Origin of the sequence: Nonomuraea ferruginea (assembly GCF_039540635.1) — a bacterium.
Lineage (GTDB): Bacteria > Actinomycetota > Actinomycetes > Streptosporangiales > Streptosporangiaceae > Nonomuraea > Nonomuraea ferruginea.
Genome location: NZ_BAABFD010000018.1, coordinates 32289 through 51621, shown reverse-complemented (window position 1 = coordinate 51621; position 19333 = coordinate 32289). Strand labels below are relative to the sequence as shown.

Below are 19333 nucleotides of genomic sequence, written 5' to 3'. Positions count from 1 at the left end.
TCTCCTCGTCTCAGGGGGTGGGGATGAGGGGCCCGCCGGCCGCGTGGCCGGCGGGCCTGTGATCGCTCAGGGGCCGTCGGGGTAGGCGAGGTGGACGCGGATGTTGGTCCAGTTCTGCAGGCAGTTCGCCGCCTGGCAGGTGCTGGGGTCGTGCACTCCGGTGAACTCCGGGCTCAGCTGCCAGGTCTTGCCGTAGTCGTAGGAGACCTCGAAGTAGGTGGACTCGCCGAGATCGGCCGGGTCGAACGTGGTCCGGGCGTACATGCCGAACACCGGCGCGATCGCCTCCCAGCCGGGGGAGAACGAGGTCTTGCCGTCGATGATGTAGCGCCGGTCGAGCAGCCGCTTCGGGTCGGCGCCGACCGGGCCGACGATGAGCCACTGGGGCCGGCCGATGAACGAGTTCTGGCCGAGGTCGTTGCTGAGGAACTTCACGTGGTTCGCCGGGACGATCTGGAAGCCGCCGCGGACGTTCTCGTCCCAGCTGAAGCCGACGAACGGTGAGGTCGAGAAGGTCAGCGCGCCGGGGTGGTTGGTGTCCATCTGGCCGATGTGGGCGAACTCCGTGCCGCCGAAGCGCCCGGTGCCCTGGACCCGCTGGACGACGTCGGCGACCTTGCGCTTCTCGCCCCGGGCGTAGCCGACGTAGATCCCGCCGTTCTTCTCGTGCGTCTTGCCCGCGACCGTGTCGCCCGCGGCCCAGTTCTCGAACTCGAGGTAGGTCGGCGAGGCGTTACGCACCAGGGGCTGGTACGCGGTGAAGCGCAGCTTGGCGGGGGGCGCCGCGTCCGGATCGGCGCGGAAATGCTCGGCGATGGGGCGCCAGGCCTGCTTCGCCTCGTCGAAGTAGGACAGCGGCGCGCCGGTGGGCAGCGAGCTCTTGCCTCCGAAGATGCCCGAGCCGCCCGGGATGTCGGTGTAGATGGTGTCGGCCAGCCAGTTGCCCCAGTCCGCGCCGATGTACCGGTCGGGCCGGATGTTGAGCAGGCTGGTGGTCCAGTCGCGCTCGCCGGTGGCCGGGTCGAAGTTCTCGTAGCGCAGCGGGTCGTAGCTCTCCTCCGGCCAGACCTTGGAGCGCAGCACGTAGACCGACGTGGCGAGCAGGTGTCCCGTGGTGCCGTCGACGGCGCGCGAGTACTTCGACGCCCAGAAACCGTCGTTGGCCTTGACGGTGGCGGTCGCCGGGCGCTGCACGTGCCCGAGCACGGTACGCGTGCCGTCCAGCGCGACGTGCTCGATGGCGCCGCCGGTGGAGTTGTCGATCTCGACGTGGAACTGCGCGGCGAGGCGCGGGTTGTTCTCCGGCGTGGCGTGCGGGGGGATCGGCGTTCCCACCATGTTGCTGATGCCCGAGGGAGGACCGCTGCGGTTGTCCTCGACGGGCGACGCGCCGGCCGCGGTGGCGGGGGCGAGCAGTGCCACCGTCGCGAGGCTCACGCACCAGAGGCGGGCGCTACGGCGTCGGCGGGTGGTCGTGCTGCGGGGGGTGGCTTGCATGGTGTCCGGGCGGGCTGCTCGGCTATCGGGAACCACGGATGGCTCCTCCTTCTGGTGTTGCGCATTATCGCGGCTGCAAGTGTCGGCAAGTGTTGCGAGCCGATCAGTGCCTGTCAAGATTCGGTATTGACTGATAATGCGCAACACCACCATGATGTTGCGCATTATCAAGCCGGGGGTAGCCCTCAGGAGGTACGGATGATCACAAAATCGCGTGGCGCTTCGCGGCTGGCGGCCGGGCTCATCGCGGTGATGGCGCTGAGCGCGTGCGGCGGCGGCTCCGGCGCCGGCAGCGGTGGCTCCGGCGACGGCGCGAGCACCCTGCGGGTCTGGTTCCCCGGCAATCTCGCCGAGGAGGTCTCCTGGGTCAACGAGAAGCTGGTCCCCGCGTTCGAGGCGGAGCACGACGTCGACGTCCAGGTCGAGTTCGTCGACTGGGCCAACCTGGCCACGCGGCTGTCGACCGCCTTCGCCGGCGGCACCGCGCCCGACGTCTTCGGGCACGGCAACGCCGCGGCGGCCGGATACGCCGCCAACGACCGGGTGATCGCGCTGGACGACTACCTCGCCAAGATGCCAGCCTCCGACGTGGAGGACCTGACCTTCCTCGACCAGGGCAAGGTCGGCGGCAAGCAGATCATCATGCCGCTGCGGGGCTTCGGCCACCTGCTCGCCTACCGCACCGACCTGTTCCAGGAGGCCGGTCTCGACCCGGACTCCCCGCCCGCGACGTGGCAGGACCTGCGCGCGGCGGCGGACAAGCTCGTCGTCCGCGACGGCGACAGGATCACCCGCTCCGGCGTGATCTTCCCGGCCGACGACCCGACGAGCATGTCACAGGCGTTCGGCAGCTTCCTGTTCCAGGCCGGCGGGAACTTCGCCGACGAGAGCGGCCAGACGGTCACCTGGAACTCCGACGCGGGCAAGCGCGCGCTGGAGTTCCTCGCCGGGTTCTACAACGGCCCGAAGGCGGTCTCCACCGGCCTGGGCGAGGCGACGAGCGGGGCGGGGGCGCAGCATCCGCTGGTCACCGGGCGCGCGGCCATGGCCGTGATCGACGAGGCGACGTTCAAGAGCATCCACGAGCAGGCGCCCGACGTCGCCGCGAAGATCAAGCTGGCCCCGCCGCTCAAGGACACCACCGCGGCGTCGTTCGGCGGAGCCGGCAACGGGCTGTTCATCAGCGCCGACTCCGGCCAGAAGGACCAGGCCTGGAAGTTCATCGAGTTCCTGCTCAAGCCGGCGAACGCGAAGGCGTACGTCCAGGCCGTCGGCGGCATCCCGGCGCGCGCCACCCTGGCCGCCGACCCCGAGCTCGCCGCCCAGCAGTACATCAAGCCCTACATGGACGCCGCCGCCCTGTTCCGCGGGAACCCCAACATCGCGACGTGGACGCAGCAGCGCGAGGCGCTGGCCAAGGAGATCGAGGCCGTGCTGCGCGGCAAGACGGCTGCCGCCGAGGCGCTCGACCGCGCGGCGACGGAGGCCGCGGCCCTGGCGAAGCAGAACTGATCGGCCGACTCGAACGGATCTCCCAACGGATGAAGCTCCATCATGGTGACTGAGACCCGGCCGCCGGGAACGTCCTCCGGGCCCGAGCCCGCGACGGCACGCCGGCCGAGGCGGAGCCCGCTCCGCTCGGCCCAGCGCAGAGCGGGCTGGATCCTGGTCCTGCCCGCCGCCCTCGCGCTGTCGCTGGTCACGATCGTGCCGATCGGGTACGGCTTCTACCTGAGCCTGACCTCGTACAACCCCGTCGAACGGGGCGGGCCCAGGTTCCACGGCCTGGACGGCTACTTCGCCGTGCTCCAGTCCGGCGAGTTCTGGCACGCGATCTGGATCACCGTCCAGTACGCGTTCGGCACGCTGATCCTGGCCGTGCCGGCGGCCCTCGCCCTGGCGCTCCTGGTCAACGGCCGGTTCCCCGGCGTGACCCTGTTCCGCGCGGTGCTCTACCTGCCGCGCGTGGTGCCGCTGGTGGCGGTGAGCATGATCTGGCTGTGGCTGTACTCCCACGACGGACTGTTCAACTACCTGCTGGACCTGGTCGGGCTGCCACCGGTGGACTTCCTCACCGACGAGGACACCGCCCTGTTGTCGCTGATCGGGATGCGCGCCTGGAAGGCGCTCGGGGGCAGCATGATCATTTTCCTGGCGGGGCTCCAGGCGGTCCCGGTCTCGCTGATGGAGGCCGCGTCCGTGGACGGCTGCGGGCGCTGGCGGACGCTGCGGCACGTGATCCTGCCGCTGCTCGTGCCGATCACGACGTACGTGGTCGTGGTCGACCTCATCTACCTCGCCCAGTCCTTCTCCGAGATCTACGTCCTGACCTCAGGAGGTCCCCTGTCCTCCACGACCGTCCTGAACATGCTGATCTACAACGAGGCCTTCGAGCACTACCGGCTCGGCAACGCGAGCGCCATGGCGTTCCTGCTGTTCTGCCTGATCTTCGCCCTGGCCTACTTCAGCATCCGCACGATGGCCAGAGGAGGCCGGCGGTGACCGCGCTTACGGCCGGGCCGGGCGCCGGCCGGCGCAGGGCGCTCCTCACCGGGGTGGTCACCCTGCTGGTGGCGATGCCGTTCGTGTGGATGGTGTCGCTGGCCTTCAAACCGGCGACCGAGGTGTTCAGCTACCCGCCGAAGCTGCTGCCCGACCAGCCGACGCTGGACAACTTCGCCTACGTCTGGAACTCCACGAACATCCCCGGAGCGATGGCCAACAGCCTGATCGTGGCGACGCTCACGGTCGCGGGGAACTGCGTCGCGACGACGGCGGCGGGCTACGCCCTGGCGCGGATCGACTTCCGCGGCTCGCGCCTGCTGTTCACCACGGTGCTGGGCAGCGCCATGGTGCCGTCCATCGTGCAGCTGATCCCGCTGTTCCTCATCGTCAAGGGCTTCCCGCTGGCCGGCGGCAACGACCTGTTCGGCCAGGGCGGCAGCGGGCTGCTGGACTCGCACCTCGGGCTCGTGCTGCCGATGCTGGTGCAGCCGCTGAACATCTACCTCGCCCGCCAGTACTTCCTCGACATGCCCGGCGAGCTGGCGGAGGCCGGGCGGCTGGACGGCGCCGGAGAGCTGCGCATCTTCTGGCAGATCTACCTGCCGCTGGCCCGGCCGATCGTCGCCACCATCGCCATCCTCTCCTTCACCGGCGCCTGGGAGGACTTCCTGTGGCCGCTGGTGGCGGTGTCGTCGCCGGAGATGCAGACGCTGCCGCTGGCGCTCAGCTCGTTCGCGGGCAGCGGCGTGACCCAGTACGGCCCGCTGATGGCCGGGACGTTCATCGCCATCGTGCCCGTACTGGTGATCTTCGCTGCCGGTCAGCGGCACTTCGTGCAGGGCCTGGGCGCGGGAGGGGTGAAGGGATGAGTGACAGCGGACCGATCGTGACGCTGCTCCCGCTCGACGACCGGCCGGTGAACACCGGCCACGTCGCCGGGCTGGCCGCCACCGCCGGAACCCGGCTGCGGCTCCCGCCGGCCGGGCTCCTGCCCGCCGGCGGCGTGCCCGCGGACATGGACGGCACATCCCGGTGGCTGGAGGACGCCGCCGGCGACAGCGACGCCGTCGTGGTCAGCGTCAACCAGCTCGCCCACGGCGGATTCGTCGCCTCGCGGCGCACCACCGAGCCGCTGGCCCGGACGCTGGCCCGGCTGGACGTGCTGCGCCGCATCCGGGCCGACCGGCCGGACCTGCCCGTCCACGCCTCCGTGACGCTGATGCGTACCAAGAAGACCGACGGCGCCGGGGCCGAGCCGCAGTACTGGGACCGGCACGGGCGGCGGTTCTTCGCCCTATCCGAGGAGCTCTACCGGGCCGAACACGGACGCCCCGCCGCGGTGGCGCAGGCCAGGGCGGAGATCCCCGAACCGTTCGTCGCGGACCTCTTCACCCGGCGGCTGCGCCTGCACGCCATGCACCTGGCCTGCGTCGAGCTGGTGGCGGAAGGAGTCGTCGACACGCTGGCGATCCTGGTGGAGGACAGCACGGTCGAGAGCGTGTCCACGAGCGAGCGGGAGTGGCTGGAGTCCTGGATCGGCCGCCTCGGCCTCGGCGACCGGATCGGCTGCTACCCGGGCGCCGACGAGGCCGGCGCCGTGCTGACCACCCGGGCCGCGCTGGAGCACGCCGGCCTGCGCCCGAAGGTGGCGCTCGCCTGCCTCGACCCGGACGCGCTCGGACGGATCGCGGCCTACGAGGACGTGCCCGTCCGCGACACGATCGCGGACCAGGTCGCCGCCATCGGCGCGGTCCTCGTCGAGGACGCCGCCCACGCCGACCTGGTGCTCGCGGTGCACCCTCCCGGCCTGCCCCCGCGCGACTGGTGCTCCGGTCCGGACCAGCCGGAGCGGCCGTCCGGCGACGCGGTGCGCCTCGCCGCGCGGGCGCGAGAGCTGCTGGAGGCGGGGCTCCCGGTCGCGGTGGCGGACGTCGCCGACGCCAACGGCGCCGACCCCGCGCTGGTCATGGCGCTGCGCGGCGCCGGATTGCTCCCGCGCCTCGCCGGGTACGCCGCGTGGAACACCGCGGGCAACACCATCGGCAGCGCGCTGGCGCAAGGGTGCAGCCGTCTGCTGGCCACCGGGGACAGGCGACTGGCCGAGCACGCCCGGACTCTCACCCATCGTCTGCTCGACGACTGGGGCTACCAGACCTCCGCGCGGCGCGGGTTCCTCGCAGCCGGTACGGCCCTGCGGCCGGACCAGGTGGAGCGGGAGCTGGGCGAGCTTCTCGCCGACCTCGGCCCACCGGCCGACAAGTTCGGCATTGCGCCCGGCAGCGTCTGCTTTCCGTGGGATCGTCCGTTCGAGATCTCCTTTGCGTTGGAGCACCTTGAGGAAGGGAACGATCGCCGGTGAAAGACACCCCTCACCGCAGGCCGCGTCAGTCCGACATCGCCAAGCTGGCCGGCGTCTCGCAGACCACGGTCTCCATCGTGATCAACGGCAGGCATTCGGACACCATCCGGATCCCCCCGGAGACCAGACGGCACGTCTTCGAGGTGGCCCGATCGCTCGGTTACACCATCGATCCGGTGGCGCGCAGCCTGGCCGGCGGGATGAACCACCTGATCGGCGTCTACACGTTCGAGTCGCTGTTCCCGATGGACCACCACGACTTCTACTACCCGTTCCTGGTGGGGATCGAGGCCGCGGCCGAGGCGCTCGGCTACGACATGCTGATGTTCACCAGCGCCACCGGCTCGGACGGCGGTAGGTCGATCTACCGCGAGGGCGTCAACCGGCTGGGGCTCGCCGACGGGTGCGTGCTGCTCGGCAAGGAGACCAACCGGGACGACCTCGTCCGGCTGCGGAACGAGGGGTTCAGGTTCGTGCTGATCGGCCGTCGTGACGTGCCCGGCCCGATCACGTACGTCACCGCGGACTACGCGACCGCGACCGGCGAGGTCGTCGACCACCTGGTGGGGCTCGGACACGAGCGCATCGCCTACCTGACGGCGGCCGATCCGGGCGAACCGTCCGCCGACCGTGACGCCGGATTCCTGGCCGCCCAGAGCCGGCACGGGCTCGACACCGGCGGGCTCGTCCTGTCGGTCCGCAAGGAGGAGGGGCCGTCGGCCGAGGAGGTACGGCGGCTGCTGGAGGCCGGGGCCACCGCGTTCATCGCCCACGAGTCGGTGGTCGCGCTCAGGGTGCTCGACCTCCTCGCCGGGATGGGCGTCGACGTGCCGGGCGAGTGCTCGGTGGCCGCGCTCAGCGACCCGCCGGACGCCGTGCCGGGCCCGGAGCTCACCTGCTTCCGGATACCGCGGCGGGAGATGGGGATGCGCGCGGTCGAGCTGCTGGTCCAGCAGCTCGAGTCGGAGGAGAACGTCGAGCCGCAGGCCGTGGCGCTGTCATGCACCTTCGTCGCTGGACAGACCAGCGGCTCCAATCGAAAGGAATCCTGAGTGACCGAGTTCCGCGCGGACGTCCTGGTGGTCGGTGGGGGGTTGGGCGGCGTCGCGGCCGCCCTGGCCGCCGCCGGGAACGGTGCGCAGGTGGTGCTCACCGAGGAGACGGCCTGGCTGGGCGGACAGCTCACCACGCAGCTCGTCCCGCCCGACGAACATCCCTGGATCGAGGCTTTCGGAAGCACCGCGAGCTACCGGCGGCTGCGTGACGGCATCCGTGAGTACTACAGGAGGGAATACCCGCTGCGGTCCGCGTCGAGGTCGCTGGCCCACCTGAACCCCGGCGCCGGCCGGGTCGGCCCGCTGTGCCACGAGCCCCGGGTGGCCCTGGCGGTGATCGAGGCCATGCTCGCTCCGTGGCAGGCGGCCGGGAAGATCACCGTGCTGCGCCGGCACGTCCCGGCGACCGCCCAGGTCGACGGCGACCACGTGACGGCGATGGGCTTCCACGACCTGGAGACGGGCGGCGACGTCACCGTCACGGCCAGGTTCGTCCTGGACGCCACGGAGGCCGGGGACGTGCTGCCGATCACCGGCACCGAGTTCGCGACCGGCGCCGAGTCGCAGGACGACACGGGCGAGCCGCACGCCGCGGCCACCGCGCGGCCGGACAACATGCAGGCGGTGTCGGTGTGCTTCGCGCTCTCGCACCACGCGGGGGAGGACCACACGATCGACAAGCCGGACGACTACGCCGCATGGCGGGCGCTGGCTCCCGAGTGGTGGCACGGTCCCCAGTTCGGCTGGGTTGCCCCGCACCCGCACACGCTGGAACCCCGCCGCCACGTCTTCACCCCGAACCCGGACGACGACCCGACGCGCATCGTCGCCGACCAGAGCAAGGACCCGGGGTCGGACGAGCTGTGGACGTTCCGGCGGATCCTGGCCCGCAACCACTTCCGGCCGGGCGCGTTCGACAGCGACATCACCATCGTGAACTGGCCGATGATCGACTACCTGGGCGGTCCTGTCATCGGCGGCACCGCCGAGCAGAACGCCGCCCACACCGCCGCGGCGCGGGCCCAGAGCCTCAGCTTCCTCTACTGGCTGCAGGCCGAGGCGCCCCGGCCCGACGGCGGCACCGGCTGGCCCGGCCTCAGGCCGCGGCCCGACGTCACCGGCACCGCCGACGGCCTCGCGATGCGCCCGTACATCAGGGAGTCGCGGCGGATCCTCGGCCAGTACCGGATCGTGGAGCAGGACCTCGCGGTGGCCGTACGCCCCGAAGGGCCCGTCTCCTACCACGACAGCGTCGGGATCGGCTCGTACCGGATCGACCTGCACCCCTCGACCGGCGGGGACAACTACATCGACGTGCCGGCCTGGCCGTTCCAGGTCCCGATGCGCGCGCTCGTTCCCGAGCGCGTCCGGAACGTGATCGCCGCCGGCAAGAACATCAGCACCACGCACATCACCAACGGGTGCTACCGGGTCCACCCGGTCGAGTGGACCGTGGGCGAGGCGGCCGGTCACCTGGCGTCGTTCTGCGTGGCCAGGGACACCGAGCCGCAGCAGGTCACCGCGACGCCGGCCTTGCTGGCCGAGGTCCAGGAATCGATGGCCGCCCAAGGCATGGAGCTGGGCTGGCCGAATGTCACCTACTACTGAGGCGGGGGATCCTCGAATGCGTTTGCCCCAGTCGCGACTGGCCGTGCTGGTCAGTCTGCCGCGCAACGAGACCGCTCTCGCGCAGGCCGCGTCGGATGCCGGAGCCGACGGCCTGAAGGTGCACACCAACGTGCGTCACCGCGCCTCCGGGACGGACTTCGGGCCGCTGGACGCCGAGCGTGAGGCGCTGCGCGGCATCCTCGCGCTCGGCGTCCCGACGGGCCTCGTCGTGGGCGCGGCCGGATCGGTGTCGATCGCGGAGATGGCCGCCGCGCGGGAGATGGGGTTCGACTACTTCGACGTCTACGCCGCCGACGCGCCCGCGGGGTACGTCGAGGCGTGCGGGCCGGTGACGCCCATGGTGGCCCTGGGGCCGGGCGACGGCCCGTCCCAGGCGCGGGCCATGGTGCGGCGGGGGTGCGGGGCGCTCGAACTGTCCACGCTCGAACCCGACAGGTACGGCACGCCGCTGAGCCTGGCGACCCTGGCGAGGCTGGAGGCGGTGGCGTCGGCGGTCGACGTCCCCGTCGTCGTGCCGAGCCAGCACGCGCTGGTCCCGGACGACCTCGCGTCCCTGCGGGACGCCGGGGCGGCCGCGGTGCTGCTGGGGGCCGTGGTGACGGGGGCCGACACGGCGGAGTTCGGCGCGCGGATCGAGCCGTACGTCGCCGCCGCCCGTTAGGCGGCAGCGCGTCCCGACTCGGTGGGTCCCCGAGGAGCCGCGCCAGGTGGCGATGCGGGCGCGGCGTCCGCCATGACGCCGCCGTCACCGGCCGGCCTCCTCGGCATCGCCGACGTTTCCAGCGGTCACCACGGCCGGGGGCCTGGCGATGTGCCCCTCGTCTTCAACGCGGCAGGCGTGCGGAGCCCCTGGTCAGGGTGTAACCACGCGTGACCGCGGTGAGGTCACCGTCCTCCCTGGTGGCGGCGACCAGGTCAGGAGGTCGGGGGACGAAGCCCGGCACCGCGGTCAGCCCGTCGGTCTCGGCGATCACCGTGAGGCGGATCCGGTCCTTCTCCGGTACGCGCAGGGTGATCTGGACTCCCCGGGCGGGAAGGCCGCGGAAGCGGATCTCCGAGGGCCAGGTGCCGATTCGGGTGCCGGTGACGGGCACGCTCACCGACCCGAACCGGCCGGCCGACGCGGTGGCGTGGCTGATCGGCTGGTCGAGCCGTAGCGTCACCGAGCGCGTGCCCTCCCCGGCGGTCACCCGCAGTTTCAGCGTGTCCCCGCTGTGCGCCAGGACGTCGGCTCGCGGGCCTTCGGCGGCGATCGCCGGTGCCGGTCCGGTCCGCAGCGTGCCGCGTGCGTACCCCGGGGGCAGCGCGGAGGCGTCATGGCCGGACACGTACCGCTTCGTCCACGGCGCCGGGTCCACGTCGGCGCTGACCCAGTGGGCACGACGAGTTTCGGCGTCCATGACGTACGCCAGATGCGTGCGCCGCGGCCGGTCGGCGTCGAAGTCGTCCACCACGAACCCGGCCACGACCAGCCCCGCCGCGAGGAGAACAGCCGTCAGGGGCACCGCGAGGACGGGGGCCCGCTTCGGCCGGGTGGCGGGATCGGGCAGGAACAGCTCCGCGATCGGCACCACGATCATCCCGGACAGGGCCAGCACCAGCGCGCTCGCCCCGCCGAGCGCCAGCCCCATCCCGTCGAAGACGTTCCCGGCCAGGGACGGCAGCAGCATGGCGGCCGTGACCGGGCCCAGCATCGCCACGACCGTCCGCGCCCAGGCAGGCGTGCGGAGCAGGACCGCGGCCAGCCAGCCGAGCGCGCCCGTCAGCGCCGGCAGGGCGAACAGGAAAGACGCCCCGGGAGCGACCTGGGCGCACAGCACGCCCAGCCCGGCGAACCAGGTCAGCGCCCCGACCGCCAGCGCCGCCGGGCCGAGCCTGCGACGCAGCACCAGGTACCAGCCGAGGACCGTCAGCGCGCACAGGACCGCGATCGCCGCCCGGTACGGCTGCGGGCGGTGCAGCAGCCCGCCCATCAGGTCGTAGGCCGGCCGCCAGGACACCAGCAGTTCCCACAGCCCTTGCGCCAAGACGGCCGACGCCGCCAACGGCACCACGGCCGAGGCCGTCGCCACGATCAGCCGTGGCAGGCTCAGCAGCCGCCTGACGCGGGCCAGCAGCGCCAGGCCCGCCACCGCGACGACGGCCAGCACCGCCAGCGGCCAGACGAACTGACCGGGATACGTGATCATCGTGCCGAGCGCGCGGAAGTAGGTGGCGTCGTGATCGGAGTCCAGCGTCCGCAGGTCCGCGCCGCCGAGGGCGCGCGCCAGCGCCAGCATGTTGCTGCCGTGGTGTTGCAGGCTGCCCGGGTTGAGGTTGGCGATGGTGTCGCCCGCCGTGTGATACAGCGAGGAACGCTGGATGTAGGCGAAGTTCATGCCGGTGAAGCCCGCCTTCGTCAGCGGGGTGAAGTCCGTGTTGTTGGGCAGCAGCCGATACACCTCCACCATGGCGGAGTGGCCGCGCGGCGCGGGCACGGCTCCCGCGAAGGTCTCGACCAGGCGGGCGTTGCCCGCGGAGGTCTCGAACATCAGCGAGGGGCCGCTGACCCCGCGGGCCTCCCAGTTCAGCAGCACGCCGCCGGCCTTGCCCAGGGGGTGCTCGCGGACGAAGGCCTCGGCGCCGAGCACGCCGTCCTCCTCACCGTCCGACATGAGCAGCACGATGTCGTTGCGCGGGCCGGGGCCGCCGCGCAGCGCCCGGACGGTCTCCAGCATCGCGGCCACCGCGGCGCCGTCGTCGGAGGCGCCCGGTCCCATGGCCGCGGAGTCGTAGTGCGCGGCGATGAGCACGGTGCCGGTCGAGTCCGTTCCACGCAGCCGTCCCACGATGTTGTCGACCTGGCCGAACGTCGCCAGCCCCGCCGCGGAGCGGGCACCCACCGAGCGTTGGATCTCCACCTCGAGCCCTGCCGCGCGCAGCTGACCGGCCAGATAGTCCCGGGCCCGGTCGCCGGCCGGGCTGCCGACGGGCCGTGGTCCGGCGGCGAACTTCTTCAGGTGCACCAGCGCGCGTCCGGCGCTGAACTGGTCGTCAGGCGCGGTGGCCGGCAGGGGCTGCATGGTGCTGTCCGCCATGGCAGTGAACGTGACCACCGCGCCCAGGGTGAGCAGGGCCGCCAGCCCGGCCAGCAGCCGGCGTGGCACGTCGAACAACTTTCCGATCATGGCCAAGAACGGTAGGCCGGGCCGCTCACCTGGCGGAATGAGGCACCCGCCCGTCTGAACCTGCGGTTTACCGCACCCCGCGTGATCTATGTAAGGGGTATAGTTTCGTTTATTCGGTTACTGAAACGAGGTGCGACATGCGGATCTCCATCACCGACTACGCGGTCGGGGCGACTCTCGCCGGCGATCTGGCCAACACCTCGCCCACCGTGCAGGCCCCGGCGGGCGACGCTCTGCCGACCCCCGGCGCGTTGATGGAACTGCTCGCGGGGCACGGGCTGCGGCTCGACGCCGTGGCGGACGGCCGGCCGCCGACCGACGACGACCTCCGCGAGGTCCACCTGCTGCGCCGGGAGGCCCGCGGCGTCGTGGAGACCGAGACGGAGGAGCAGGCCGTCGCGGGCGGCGCCGTGCTGGCCGGGCGGGCAGGGCTCCGGCCGGTGCTGGAGCGCGATCCCGGCGGGCGGTGGCAGTGGTACGTCCCCACCAGGCCGGGCGCGCCGCTGGCCGAGGAACTGGCCGCGCTCATCGGCATCGGGCTGCTCGGCGCGGTCCGGGCGCTCGGACACGACCGGTTCCGCGCCTGCGCCGCCCCGGGCTGCCGCGGGGTGTTCGTCGACATCAGCCGCGGAGGGCGTCGCATCTACTGCAGGCCCGACGTGTGCGGTAACCGGATCAATGTCGCGAAACACCGCGAACGGCGGCGCTCCGACAGCGCCGCCCACTGAAGAACACAAGGAGAACCCCATGAGCGACCCCATGGACACCCCTGCGGTGGGCGGACCGCCCCTCGCAGGCGCCTTCCAGCTCCCCGACGGCACCTGGATCCGCGGCCGCGGCCTCCGCCATCCGCTGCCGTCGGGACCCAGACCCGACTTCGGCCTCTACCTGGGCTCCGACAAGCTCCGCCGCCACCACGAGAGCGAGCTGCCATGGCCGCGCGCGTGGATCCAGTGGCCCGACTTCCTGCTGCCCCGCGACCGCGACGCGGCCGTCCAGCAGATCCGTGCCCTGTACGAGCGAGCGCGGGCGGGCGCCGCGGTGGAGGTCGCCTGCGGGGGCGGCATCGGCCGCACCGGCACGGTCGTCGCCTGCCTGGCCATCCTGGCCGGCCTCGCCCCGGCCGACGCCGTCGCCTGGACACGCGAGCACCACCACCGTCGGGCCGTCGAAACCCCTTGGCAGCGCCGCTGGGTGCTGCGCTTCCCGCCGTCGCTCCGCTCGGAATAACGCGCCCAGGCCGCTGAACGTGTTGCTGATGTCGGAGAGGGGTCAGCCGGCAGAGCGCGAGGAACTGCGGCATTTCCACCTATGCGCGTCAACGCCCTCGATCGCACGCTACCCAGGGTCCCGGTTCGCCGCCGGGCCCCATCCTGCGGGCCGCGAGTCCCGCCCGGACAAAAGACCAGCTCAGACGGTGTTTGAGCTGGTCTGGACGGCGCGCCCTGCAGGACTCGAACCTGCGGCCGGGACACCCAAGAGCCATACGTCGGCTGGACGAAGAAGACTGCCAGCATGGCGAAGGGCGCCACCAGACCGACAGCCGGCCAGTAGGGCAAGCGCGGCCACCATACTGAGCGGGAAGGGCGCTAGCGCGACGACTGCTCGCGGGCGAGAATCGCACCGAGGGTGGAGGCGAGGAGGGGAAGGCCGACGACGACGGCCACGATCGCCGGCCAGGGAGTCTCGAACGGCACCCGTACCGGTTCTTCCCACGTGATACGCACCGTCAGGGGCCACAGCAGCAACATCCCGGCGGGACATCCGGCGACCGCGCCAAGCACCGTGCCGTACAGGGTGCTCAGACCCGCGCGGAAAGCGTAGAACCACCGGAAGGCCGTGGCTGATCCGTTGCCGGCTCGCTTCAGGACGCGGGCCTGGCGCGCGTTGGCGGCCTTTCCGAATCCGGTGGCCAGCGTGCACGCGAGGGCGATGAGGAGCGCCACGGCGACGACGGGCATCCACCAGGTCGAAGCTTCGAAGCCCCGCTCGACGTAAGTTTCCGCGACCGCGTCATCCAGGCGGTCGTCGAGGCGCTCCTGCTCCTGCACCGTGACCCGGCGGAGGGTGGGGTCGACGATCAGTTCGTTTGGTTGGAGCTGGTAGCCGAGATCCTGGACGATCTTCGAGGGGATGAAGATCGTCTGCATGTGCGGGTCGGCGGTCCTGGTGATGACCGCCGGGACGGTCCTGGTCGTCGCTGTCTCATCGTTCTCGTTGATCTCGTAGAAGAGTTCGACCGAGTCGACTTTCACCTCGGCTGACGTGATCACCACGGCCATGCTCTCGTCGTACGGTGTCGACTGATCGCCCGTGATGTACCGCAGCAGCTTCTCGTTGCCGATGGCATAGTCCCAGTAGACGGCCTCCTCTGGTATTTCGACGTTTTCCGCCCTCGCGTCGAAGTACCAGGATTCGCCCGAGGGGCGCTCGCTCTGGGCGATCGGCACCCCGGGTAATTCCTGCTCGATCGCCGCTCGTACGGTGTTCGCATCGGCCGCCGAGAAAGGTTGCTGCACGAACAAGGCGGTTGGCCGGATCAACAAGCTGCCCGGCCGGGCCTGGGGGGAGTATTCGGCCCTGCTCTGCGTTGTTTCGCCGACCGCGATGATCGTCAGTGCGATGCCAAAGGCTGTCGCCATCATCGTCAGCGTGATCGCGAGCACCGCGCGGCCACGACGGTGGGCCAGGTCGCGGGCCGCCAGGCGGAGGGGCAGCGGCAGCCGTTCCCCGTACGGACCTGAGAGCTGCAGCAGCCACGAAGGCAGCGGGCCGAGACCGGCGACAAGCAGGCCCGCGCCTATGAGGGAGATCAGCAGCATCCCGAAGAATTCGATGGCGCCGTAGCGCGAATCCTCCCGCCCCAGCCAGGCGCCGAGCCCCATCAACAAGATGCCGGCGACTGACACGAACAGTCCCACGACGACGAAGCGCAAGCGCATGACCTTGTGGCGGTCAGGCGGGGCGGTGAGCATCGCGGCAGGGATGGCCCCGGCCGCGGGAAGGCCCGCGAACAGGACGAAGAACGCGGTCAGGAAGGCGTACCCAGCAAGATCGAAAAGCATGGCGGAATAGTAGTGAGCCGCAACAGGCCGTGCCGGTACAGCAGCGGCAGCACTTCGCCGATGGGGGAGGACTTGCGGGCCCAATCGGGCAGAATCGCCGAGAAGAACCGCCGCCGCTGGCCTCGTCGATGCGCTTGTCGTTGAGGCGTAGGGCCGTGACCTCGATTGCGTCGGCCGCGGTGAGTATCTTTTGCGGTTGGTGGCCGTTGCGCACGACCAGCCGGAGGCCCTTCTCGTCACGCTCGCCGGAGAAGGCGGCGATGTAGCCCTCGACCTCGGCCTGCAATGCGGTCGCGAGCATCTTGCGGGCGCCCTCACGAACAAACTGGTCGATCAACGAGGGCGGCCGAGCCGTCGTGGTCGTCAGCGGGCAACTCGGGCACTACGGTAAGCGGCACGGGTGCGCTTCCCGACCGACGTTGGCGCGTCGGCCTTATCCCGAAACTCTGATCAGATGATTCGGGAAGGTACACCCCTTCCCGTCAGATCCACAGGTTTCGCCGCCGGCTTCATCATCTCGGCGGCGGGCGGTCCGCCAATAGTCCAAAAGGAACCCCTTGATCGATAAGAGCTACTATCGCTGGTTCAATGGGTACACCAATAACGTCCTCGCGCTCACATGGTGCTCCGCCGCGACGGTCGATGACGTCCTGGCGGCCTGCCGTATCCCGCCCGAGATCACGGAGCCGATGAAATTCCTGGGTGGCGATATCGACATGCTCATCGGGCGTCTCGGCACAGGGACTGTCATCCTGGACTACAGCGTCGATTGCCCCACGCCCGGTGCTCTTCCCGCCCTGGCGCGGCAAGGGCCTTGCCTGAGGGCTGCGTGGTGCGACGAAGTCCCGGCGATCGTGTCCTATCACCATCAAGACGGCCGCATGATCGAGTTCGACGCGGCAAGTCGCGACTGGTACCCGAACCCCGATCTCGCCAGTGTCGAACGGTGGATCGCCACCACACCTGGCGGCAAGGAATCATGGGACAATCGCTGGGGCCGCGCCGTACTCGTCACGGCCGAAGCATTGGTGGAAGCTTCTGTCGATGAAGAATGGATGCGATCCATGCACGTCGGCGTCACCTTCCCCGCCTAGTACTCCAGTTGACACTTGGCGATCTTGAGGCGTCGAGGTCGCATGCAAACGGCCCGTCGCGCCGCGAATGCGTACGTGTGTGGACAGGAAGGGCGGGCCAAACCGAGGGCAGCGACGCGCCGGTGGCTCTCGACCCGGGGACCCTGGCCGTCCTGCGGGCGCACCACCGGCGCTGGCATGAAGAACGGTCGGCGTCGGCGGGAGCATGGCGTGAGTCGGGACGGATCTTCACCCGGGAGGACGGCAGCGAGCTGAAGCCGGACTGGGTGTCGGAGTATTTCGAGCGGCTGACCTTCGCCGCCGGACTGCCTCCGATTCGGCATGATCTTCGGCATGGCACGGCAACGCTGGGCTCTGGCGGCGGGCAATGACAAGACCACGAGCGCGATGACGCGGCACTCCAGTCAGGCGATCACGTCGGATATCTACACCAGTGTGTTGCCGGAGATGGCTCGGGCGGCGGCGGAGGCTAGGGCGGCTCTGGCTCCCCGGAGCGTTCGCGTGGGGGAGGCGTCCGAAACTGGCGGTCCCCCTTCGGTCCCCCAAGCGGCTCCGCTGGCCTGCCAGATCCAGAGGCGCCGAATACTCGCAGGTCATAGCCTCGCGATAAGCGCGCCCTGCAGGATTCGAACCTGCGACCGTCGGATTAGAAGTCCGATGCTCTGTCCAGCTGAGCTAAGGGCGCTCTCGCCTTATTGTGCATGATCCGGCGACGTGTCATGCACACGTTTTCCACCGTGTCAGCCCGCCCTCACCGCCCTCGTGCGCTCCTGTCCGTCACCTCCTCATCCCCAGATCCCCTCTCCCATCACCCTGAACTGCATGAAAAACCCCACGCGAGGGGGTGGGGGAGGGTCTAAGCTGTCGTGGCATGTTCGCGACGCTCCTGCATGAGATCCCCTTGCAGGGCGGGGATGTGACCGATGGCGTGGTGCGCGTCGGTGACACGGTGCGCAGGCCGGCGAGGTCGTCGACGCCTGCCGTGCATGCCCTGCTCCGCCATCTGGAAGCCGCAGGTTTCCGGGGAGCGCCGCGCGTACTCGGGTTCGACGCGCTGGGGCGTGAGGTGCTCACCTACCTGCCGGGTGCGACGGGGGTGAGTCCGGTGTCGGTCTCCGACGGCGCGCTGGCTGATCTGGCGCGGTTGTTCGCGGGTTCCACGACGCGGGCGAGGGGTTTCCGCTCGCGCGTGGCGGGTGGGACGGCGGGTCGAACGACGACGCGCCGCCGGAGGTGATCGGTCACTGCGATCTGACGCCGGCCAACGTGGTGTTCGCGGACGGGGTCCCGTACGCCATGATCGATTTCGATCAGGCGCGGCCGACGACGCGGGTGTTCGACGTGGTGACGACGTTGCGTCACTGGGCGCCGATCGCGGATCCGGTCGATCGGCATCCGTTGCTGCGCGGGGTGGACGTGGGGGAGCGGCTGCGGCTGTTCTGTGACGCGTACGGGTTGCGGCCGAGGGAGCGGCGGCGGCTGCTGGAGGTGGCGCGGTTGCGGTTCCATCGCTCGTACGAGGTGATGAAGGCGCGGGCGGCGGGCGGCGGGAGCTGGGCGACGCTGTGGGACGGTGGTGCGGGTGAGCGGATCCGGCGGGCGTCGGCCTGGCTGGACGCGCACGAGGACAGGCTGCGGGCGCACCTGGTCTGACCCCGCAAGCACCTTCCGAAAGGACCGTTCGCCGGGACTCCGCCAAGGAACCTCCGCCAGAACCCCCCGGAACCCTTCGCGAAGGCTGTCCGTCAGGATGTCCTCCATGAGATCTGGTCGTGCCGCCGGGCTGGCGCTAGGGGTGATGCTCGACGCCGTGTTCGCCGACCCCAGGAGGGGGCATCCGGTCGCGTTGTTCGGGCGGGCCGCGTCCTGGTTCGAGGGCAGGGTGTACGGGGACGCGCGGGCGAACGGCGTGGGGTACGTGGCGGTCTGCGTGGGGGTGGCGGCCGGGGCCGGGTTGGTGGCGGAGCGGGCCCGGAGCCCGCTGGCGCGCACGGTGTCGACCGCGGCGGCCACCTGGGCGGTGCTGGGCGCGACGACGCTGGCGCGGGAGGGGGCCTGCATGGCGTCCGCTCTGGAGGCCGGAGATCTGGGGGCGGCGAGGGAGCGGCTGCCGCATCTGTGCGGGCGCGACCCGTCGGGGCTGAAGGCGCCGGAGCTGGCCAGGGCGACGGTCGAGTCGCTGGCCGAGAACACCTCCGACGCGGTGGTGGCGCCGCTGTTCTGGGGGGTGGTGGCGGGGGTGCCGGGGCTGCTGGCCTACCGGGTGATCAACACGCTGGACGCCATGGTGGGTCACCGGTCGCCGCGGTACGAGCGGTTCGGGTGGGCGGCGGCGCGGCTGGACGACGTGGCCAACTACGTGCCGGCCCGGCTCACGGGGCTGATCACCGTGCTGGCCGCGCCGGACCGGCGGCGGGCGCTGGCCGTGCTGGCGCGCGACGGGCACCGTCATCCGAGCCCGAACGCCGGGCGGTGCGAGGCCGCCTTCGCGGGCGCGCTCGACGTCACACTCGGCGGCGCCAACGTGTACGCCGGCAGGGTGGAGCACCGGCCGGCCATGGGTGACGGGCCGCCGCCGGGCGTGGGCGACATCCGGCGGGCGGTGCGGCTGACCCGGGCGGTGAGCATGGTGGCGGCCGGCGCGGCGGTGCTCGCCGCGTGGGGGATGGCGCGGCGGCGGGTCACATCAGCCGGTTGAGGTTGGCCACCAGCCAGAGGACGAACCCGGTGACGACGGCCATCCACAGCATGGACCTGGTGGCGTTGGCGGCCACCTGCCTGCGCGCGATGACCAGTCTCATCGCGTCACGCCACGCCTGGCGGGTGGCGACCAGCGTCTGGTAGCGGCGCCCGGCGATGAACAGCGCGATCGCGATGACGAGGAACAAGATGACGCGGCCGTCTGCGGCTTCCACGAGAGCCTCCTTCGACATCCACATGGAGTGAGGGCTCCGCAGCTTGA

The 19333-nt window shown here is 71.0% G+C and carries 18 protein-coding genes, 2 tRNA genes and 1 pseudogene; 14 read left to right on the top strand and 7 right to left on the bottom strand.

Annotated elements, in window-relative coordinates; translation table 11 throughout:
- Nucleotides 1–66 precede the first annotated feature (66 nt).
- Nucleotides 67–1437, bottom strand: coding sequence for a hypothetical protein (locus ABD999_RS30640; RefSeq protein ID WP_271278094.1), 1371 nt, complete (start codon nucleotides 1435–1437; stop codon nucleotides 67–69).
- Between the two features lie 258 nt (nucleotides 1438–1695).
- Here ABD999_RS30640 and ABD999_RS30635 point away from each other — a divergent pair, with 258 nt between their 5' ends.
- The 7 genes from ABD999_RS30635 to ABD999_RS30605 are packed head-to-tail and all read left to right on the top strand — an operon-like array spanning nucleotide 1696 to nucleotide 9706.
- Nucleotides 1696–3009 carry an extracellular solute-binding protein gene (locus ABD999_RS30635; protein ID WP_271278095.1) on the top strand — a complete coding sequence of 438 codons (1314 nt, stop codon included), beginning with the start codon at nucleotides 1696–1698 and terminating at the stop codon, nucleotides 3007–3009.
- Nucleotides 3010–3051: 42 nt separating this feature from the next.
- Nucleotides 3052–3999, top strand: a complete 948-nt coding sequence (locus tag ABD999_RS30630; RefSeq protein WP_148029828.1) for a carbohydrate ABC transporter permease — start codon at nucleotides 3052–3054, stop codon at nucleotides 3997–3999.
- Complete coding sequence (locus ABD999_RS30625) at nucleotides 3996–4871, top strand: carbohydrate ABC transporter permease (protein ID WP_271278096.1); 876 nt, start codon at nucleotides 3996–3998, stop codon at nucleotides 4869–4871. The genes ABD999_RS30630 and ABD999_RS30625 overlap by 4 nt, the downstream gene beginning before the upstream one ends.
- A complete protein-coding gene (locus ABD999_RS30620) occupies nucleotides 4868–6361 on the top strand; it encodes a DUF4127 family protein (RefSeq protein ID WP_271278097.1) in 1494 nt (497 codons plus the stop codon). Before ABD999_RS30625 ends, ABD999_RS30620 begins: the two co-directional genes overlap by 4 nt.
- Nucleotides 6358–7413 (top strand): LacI family DNA-binding transcriptional regulator, encoded by a 1056-nt coding sequence (locus ABD999_RS30615; RefSeq protein ID WP_148029831.1) that lies wholly within the window; start codon nucleotides 6358–6360, stop codon nucleotides 7411–7413. The genes ABD999_RS30620 and ABD999_RS30615 overlap by 4 nt, the downstream gene beginning before the upstream one ends.
- Complete coding sequence (locus ABD999_RS30610; protein ID WP_148029832.1) at nucleotides 7414–9024, top strand: FAD-dependent oxidoreductase; 1611 nt, start codon at nucleotides 7414–7416, stop codon at nucleotides 9022–9024.
- Nucleotides 9025–9040: 16 nt separating this feature from the next.
- Complete coding sequence (locus ABD999_RS30605; RefSeq protein WP_271278098.1) at nucleotides 9041–9706, top strand: hypothetical protein; 666 nt, start codon at nucleotides 9041–9043, stop codon at nucleotides 9704–9706.
- Between the two features lie 163 nt (nucleotides 9707–9869).
- Here ABD999_RS30605 and ABD999_RS30600 read toward each other — a convergent pair whose 3' ends face one another.
- Entirely contained in the window at nucleotides 9870–12212 is a 2343-nt protein-coding gene (locus ABD999_RS30600; protein ID WP_271278099.1) for a M28 family peptidase, read from the bottom strand.
- 137 nt (nucleotides 12213–12349) lie between these two features.
- On the opposite strand from ABD999_RS30600, the gene ABD999_RS30595 reads away from it, so the two are divergent.
- Complete coding sequence (locus ABD999_RS30595) at nucleotides 12350–12940, top strand: CGNR zinc finger domain-containing protein (RefSeq protein WP_271278100.1); 591 nt, start codon at nucleotides 12350–12352, stop codon at nucleotides 12938–12940.
- A gap of 19 nt (nucleotides 12941–12959) precedes the next feature.
- Nucleotides 12960–13442, top strand: a complete 483-nt coding sequence (locus tag ABD999_RS30590) for a protein-tyrosine phosphatase family protein (RefSeq protein ID WP_271278101.1) — start codon at nucleotides 12960–12962, stop codon at nucleotides 13440–13442.
- 209 nt (nucleotides 13443–13651) lie between these two features.
- Here ABD999_RS30590 and ABD999_RS30585 read toward each other — a convergent pair.
- The 3 genes and pseudogenes from ABD999_RS30585 to ABD999_RS30575 all read right to left on the bottom strand — a co-directional run.
- A tRNA-OTHER gene (locus ABD999_RS30585) sits at nucleotides 13652–13741 on the bottom strand.
- 60 nt (nucleotides 13742–13801) lie between these two features.
- Nucleotides 13802–15277 carry a hypothetical protein gene (locus ABD999_RS30580; RefSeq protein WP_271278102.1) on the bottom strand — a complete coding sequence of 492 codons (1476 nt, stop codon included), beginning with the start codon at nucleotides 15275–15277 and terminating at the stop codon, nucleotides 13802–13804.
- A gap of 23 nt (nucleotides 15278–15300) precedes the next feature.
- Nucleotides 15301–15675, bottom strand: a pseudogene (locus ABD999_RS30575) (IS256 family transposase); the annotation flags it as partial.
- A 159-nt stretch (nucleotides 15676–15834) separates the two neighbouring features.
- Here ABD999_RS30575 and ABD999_RS30570 point away from each other — a divergent pair.
- Together ABD999_RS30570 and ABD999_RS30565 are read left to right on the top strand one after the other, a co-directional pair.
- Nucleotides 15835–16371, top strand: a complete 537-nt coding sequence (locus ABD999_RS30570) for a hypothetical protein (RefSeq protein WP_271278103.1) — start codon at nucleotides 15835–15837, stop codon at nucleotides 16369–16371.
- Between the two features lie 122 nt (nucleotides 16372–16493).
- A complete protein-coding gene (locus ABD999_RS30565) occupies nucleotides 16494–16742 on the top strand; it encodes a hypothetical protein (protein WP_271278104.1) in 249 nt (82 codons plus the stop codon).
- A 240-nt stretch (nucleotides 16743–16982) separates the two neighbouring features.
- Here the strand turns inward: ABD999_RS30565 and ABD999_RS30560 are convergent.
- A tRNA-Arg gene (locus tag ABD999_RS30560) sits at nucleotides 16983–17056 on the bottom strand.
- A 186-nt stretch (nucleotides 17057–17242) separates the two neighbouring features.
- Between ABD999_RS30560 and ABD999_RS30555 the strand changes: the two genes are divergently transcribed.
- From ABD999_RS30555 to ABD999_RS30545, 3 genes are all read left to right on the top strand, one after another.
- The gene (locus tag ABD999_RS30555; protein ID WP_345483019.1) at nucleotides 17243–17608 is read left to right on the top strand and encodes a hypothetical protein; all 366 of its coding nucleotides are present in this window, start codon (nucleotides 17243–17245) and stop codon (nucleotides 17606–17608) included.
- A complete protein-coding gene (locus ABD999_RS30550) occupies nucleotides 17605–18024 on the top strand; it encodes a phosphotransferase (RefSeq protein ID WP_345483017.1) in 420 nt (139 codons plus the stop codon). Before ABD999_RS30555 ends, ABD999_RS30550 begins: the two co-directional genes overlap by 4 nt.
- A 106-nt stretch (nucleotides 18025–18130) precedes the next feature.
- Nucleotides 18131–19069 carry a cobalamin biosynthesis protein gene (locus tag ABD999_RS30545; protein ID WP_378525173.1) on the top strand — a complete coding sequence of 313 codons (939 nt, stop codon included), beginning with the start codon at nucleotides 18131–18133 and terminating at the stop codon, nucleotides 19067–19069.
- Here the strand turns inward: ABD999_RS30545 and ABD999_RS30540 are convergent.
- Entirely contained in the window at nucleotides 19053–19286 is a 234-nt protein-coding gene (locus ABD999_RS30540; RefSeq protein WP_148029841.1) for a hypothetical protein, read from the bottom strand. The two genes, ABD999_RS30545 and ABD999_RS30540, sit on opposite strands and share 17 nt — an antisense overlap.
- Between the last annotated feature and the right edge of the window lie 47 nt (nucleotides 19287–19333).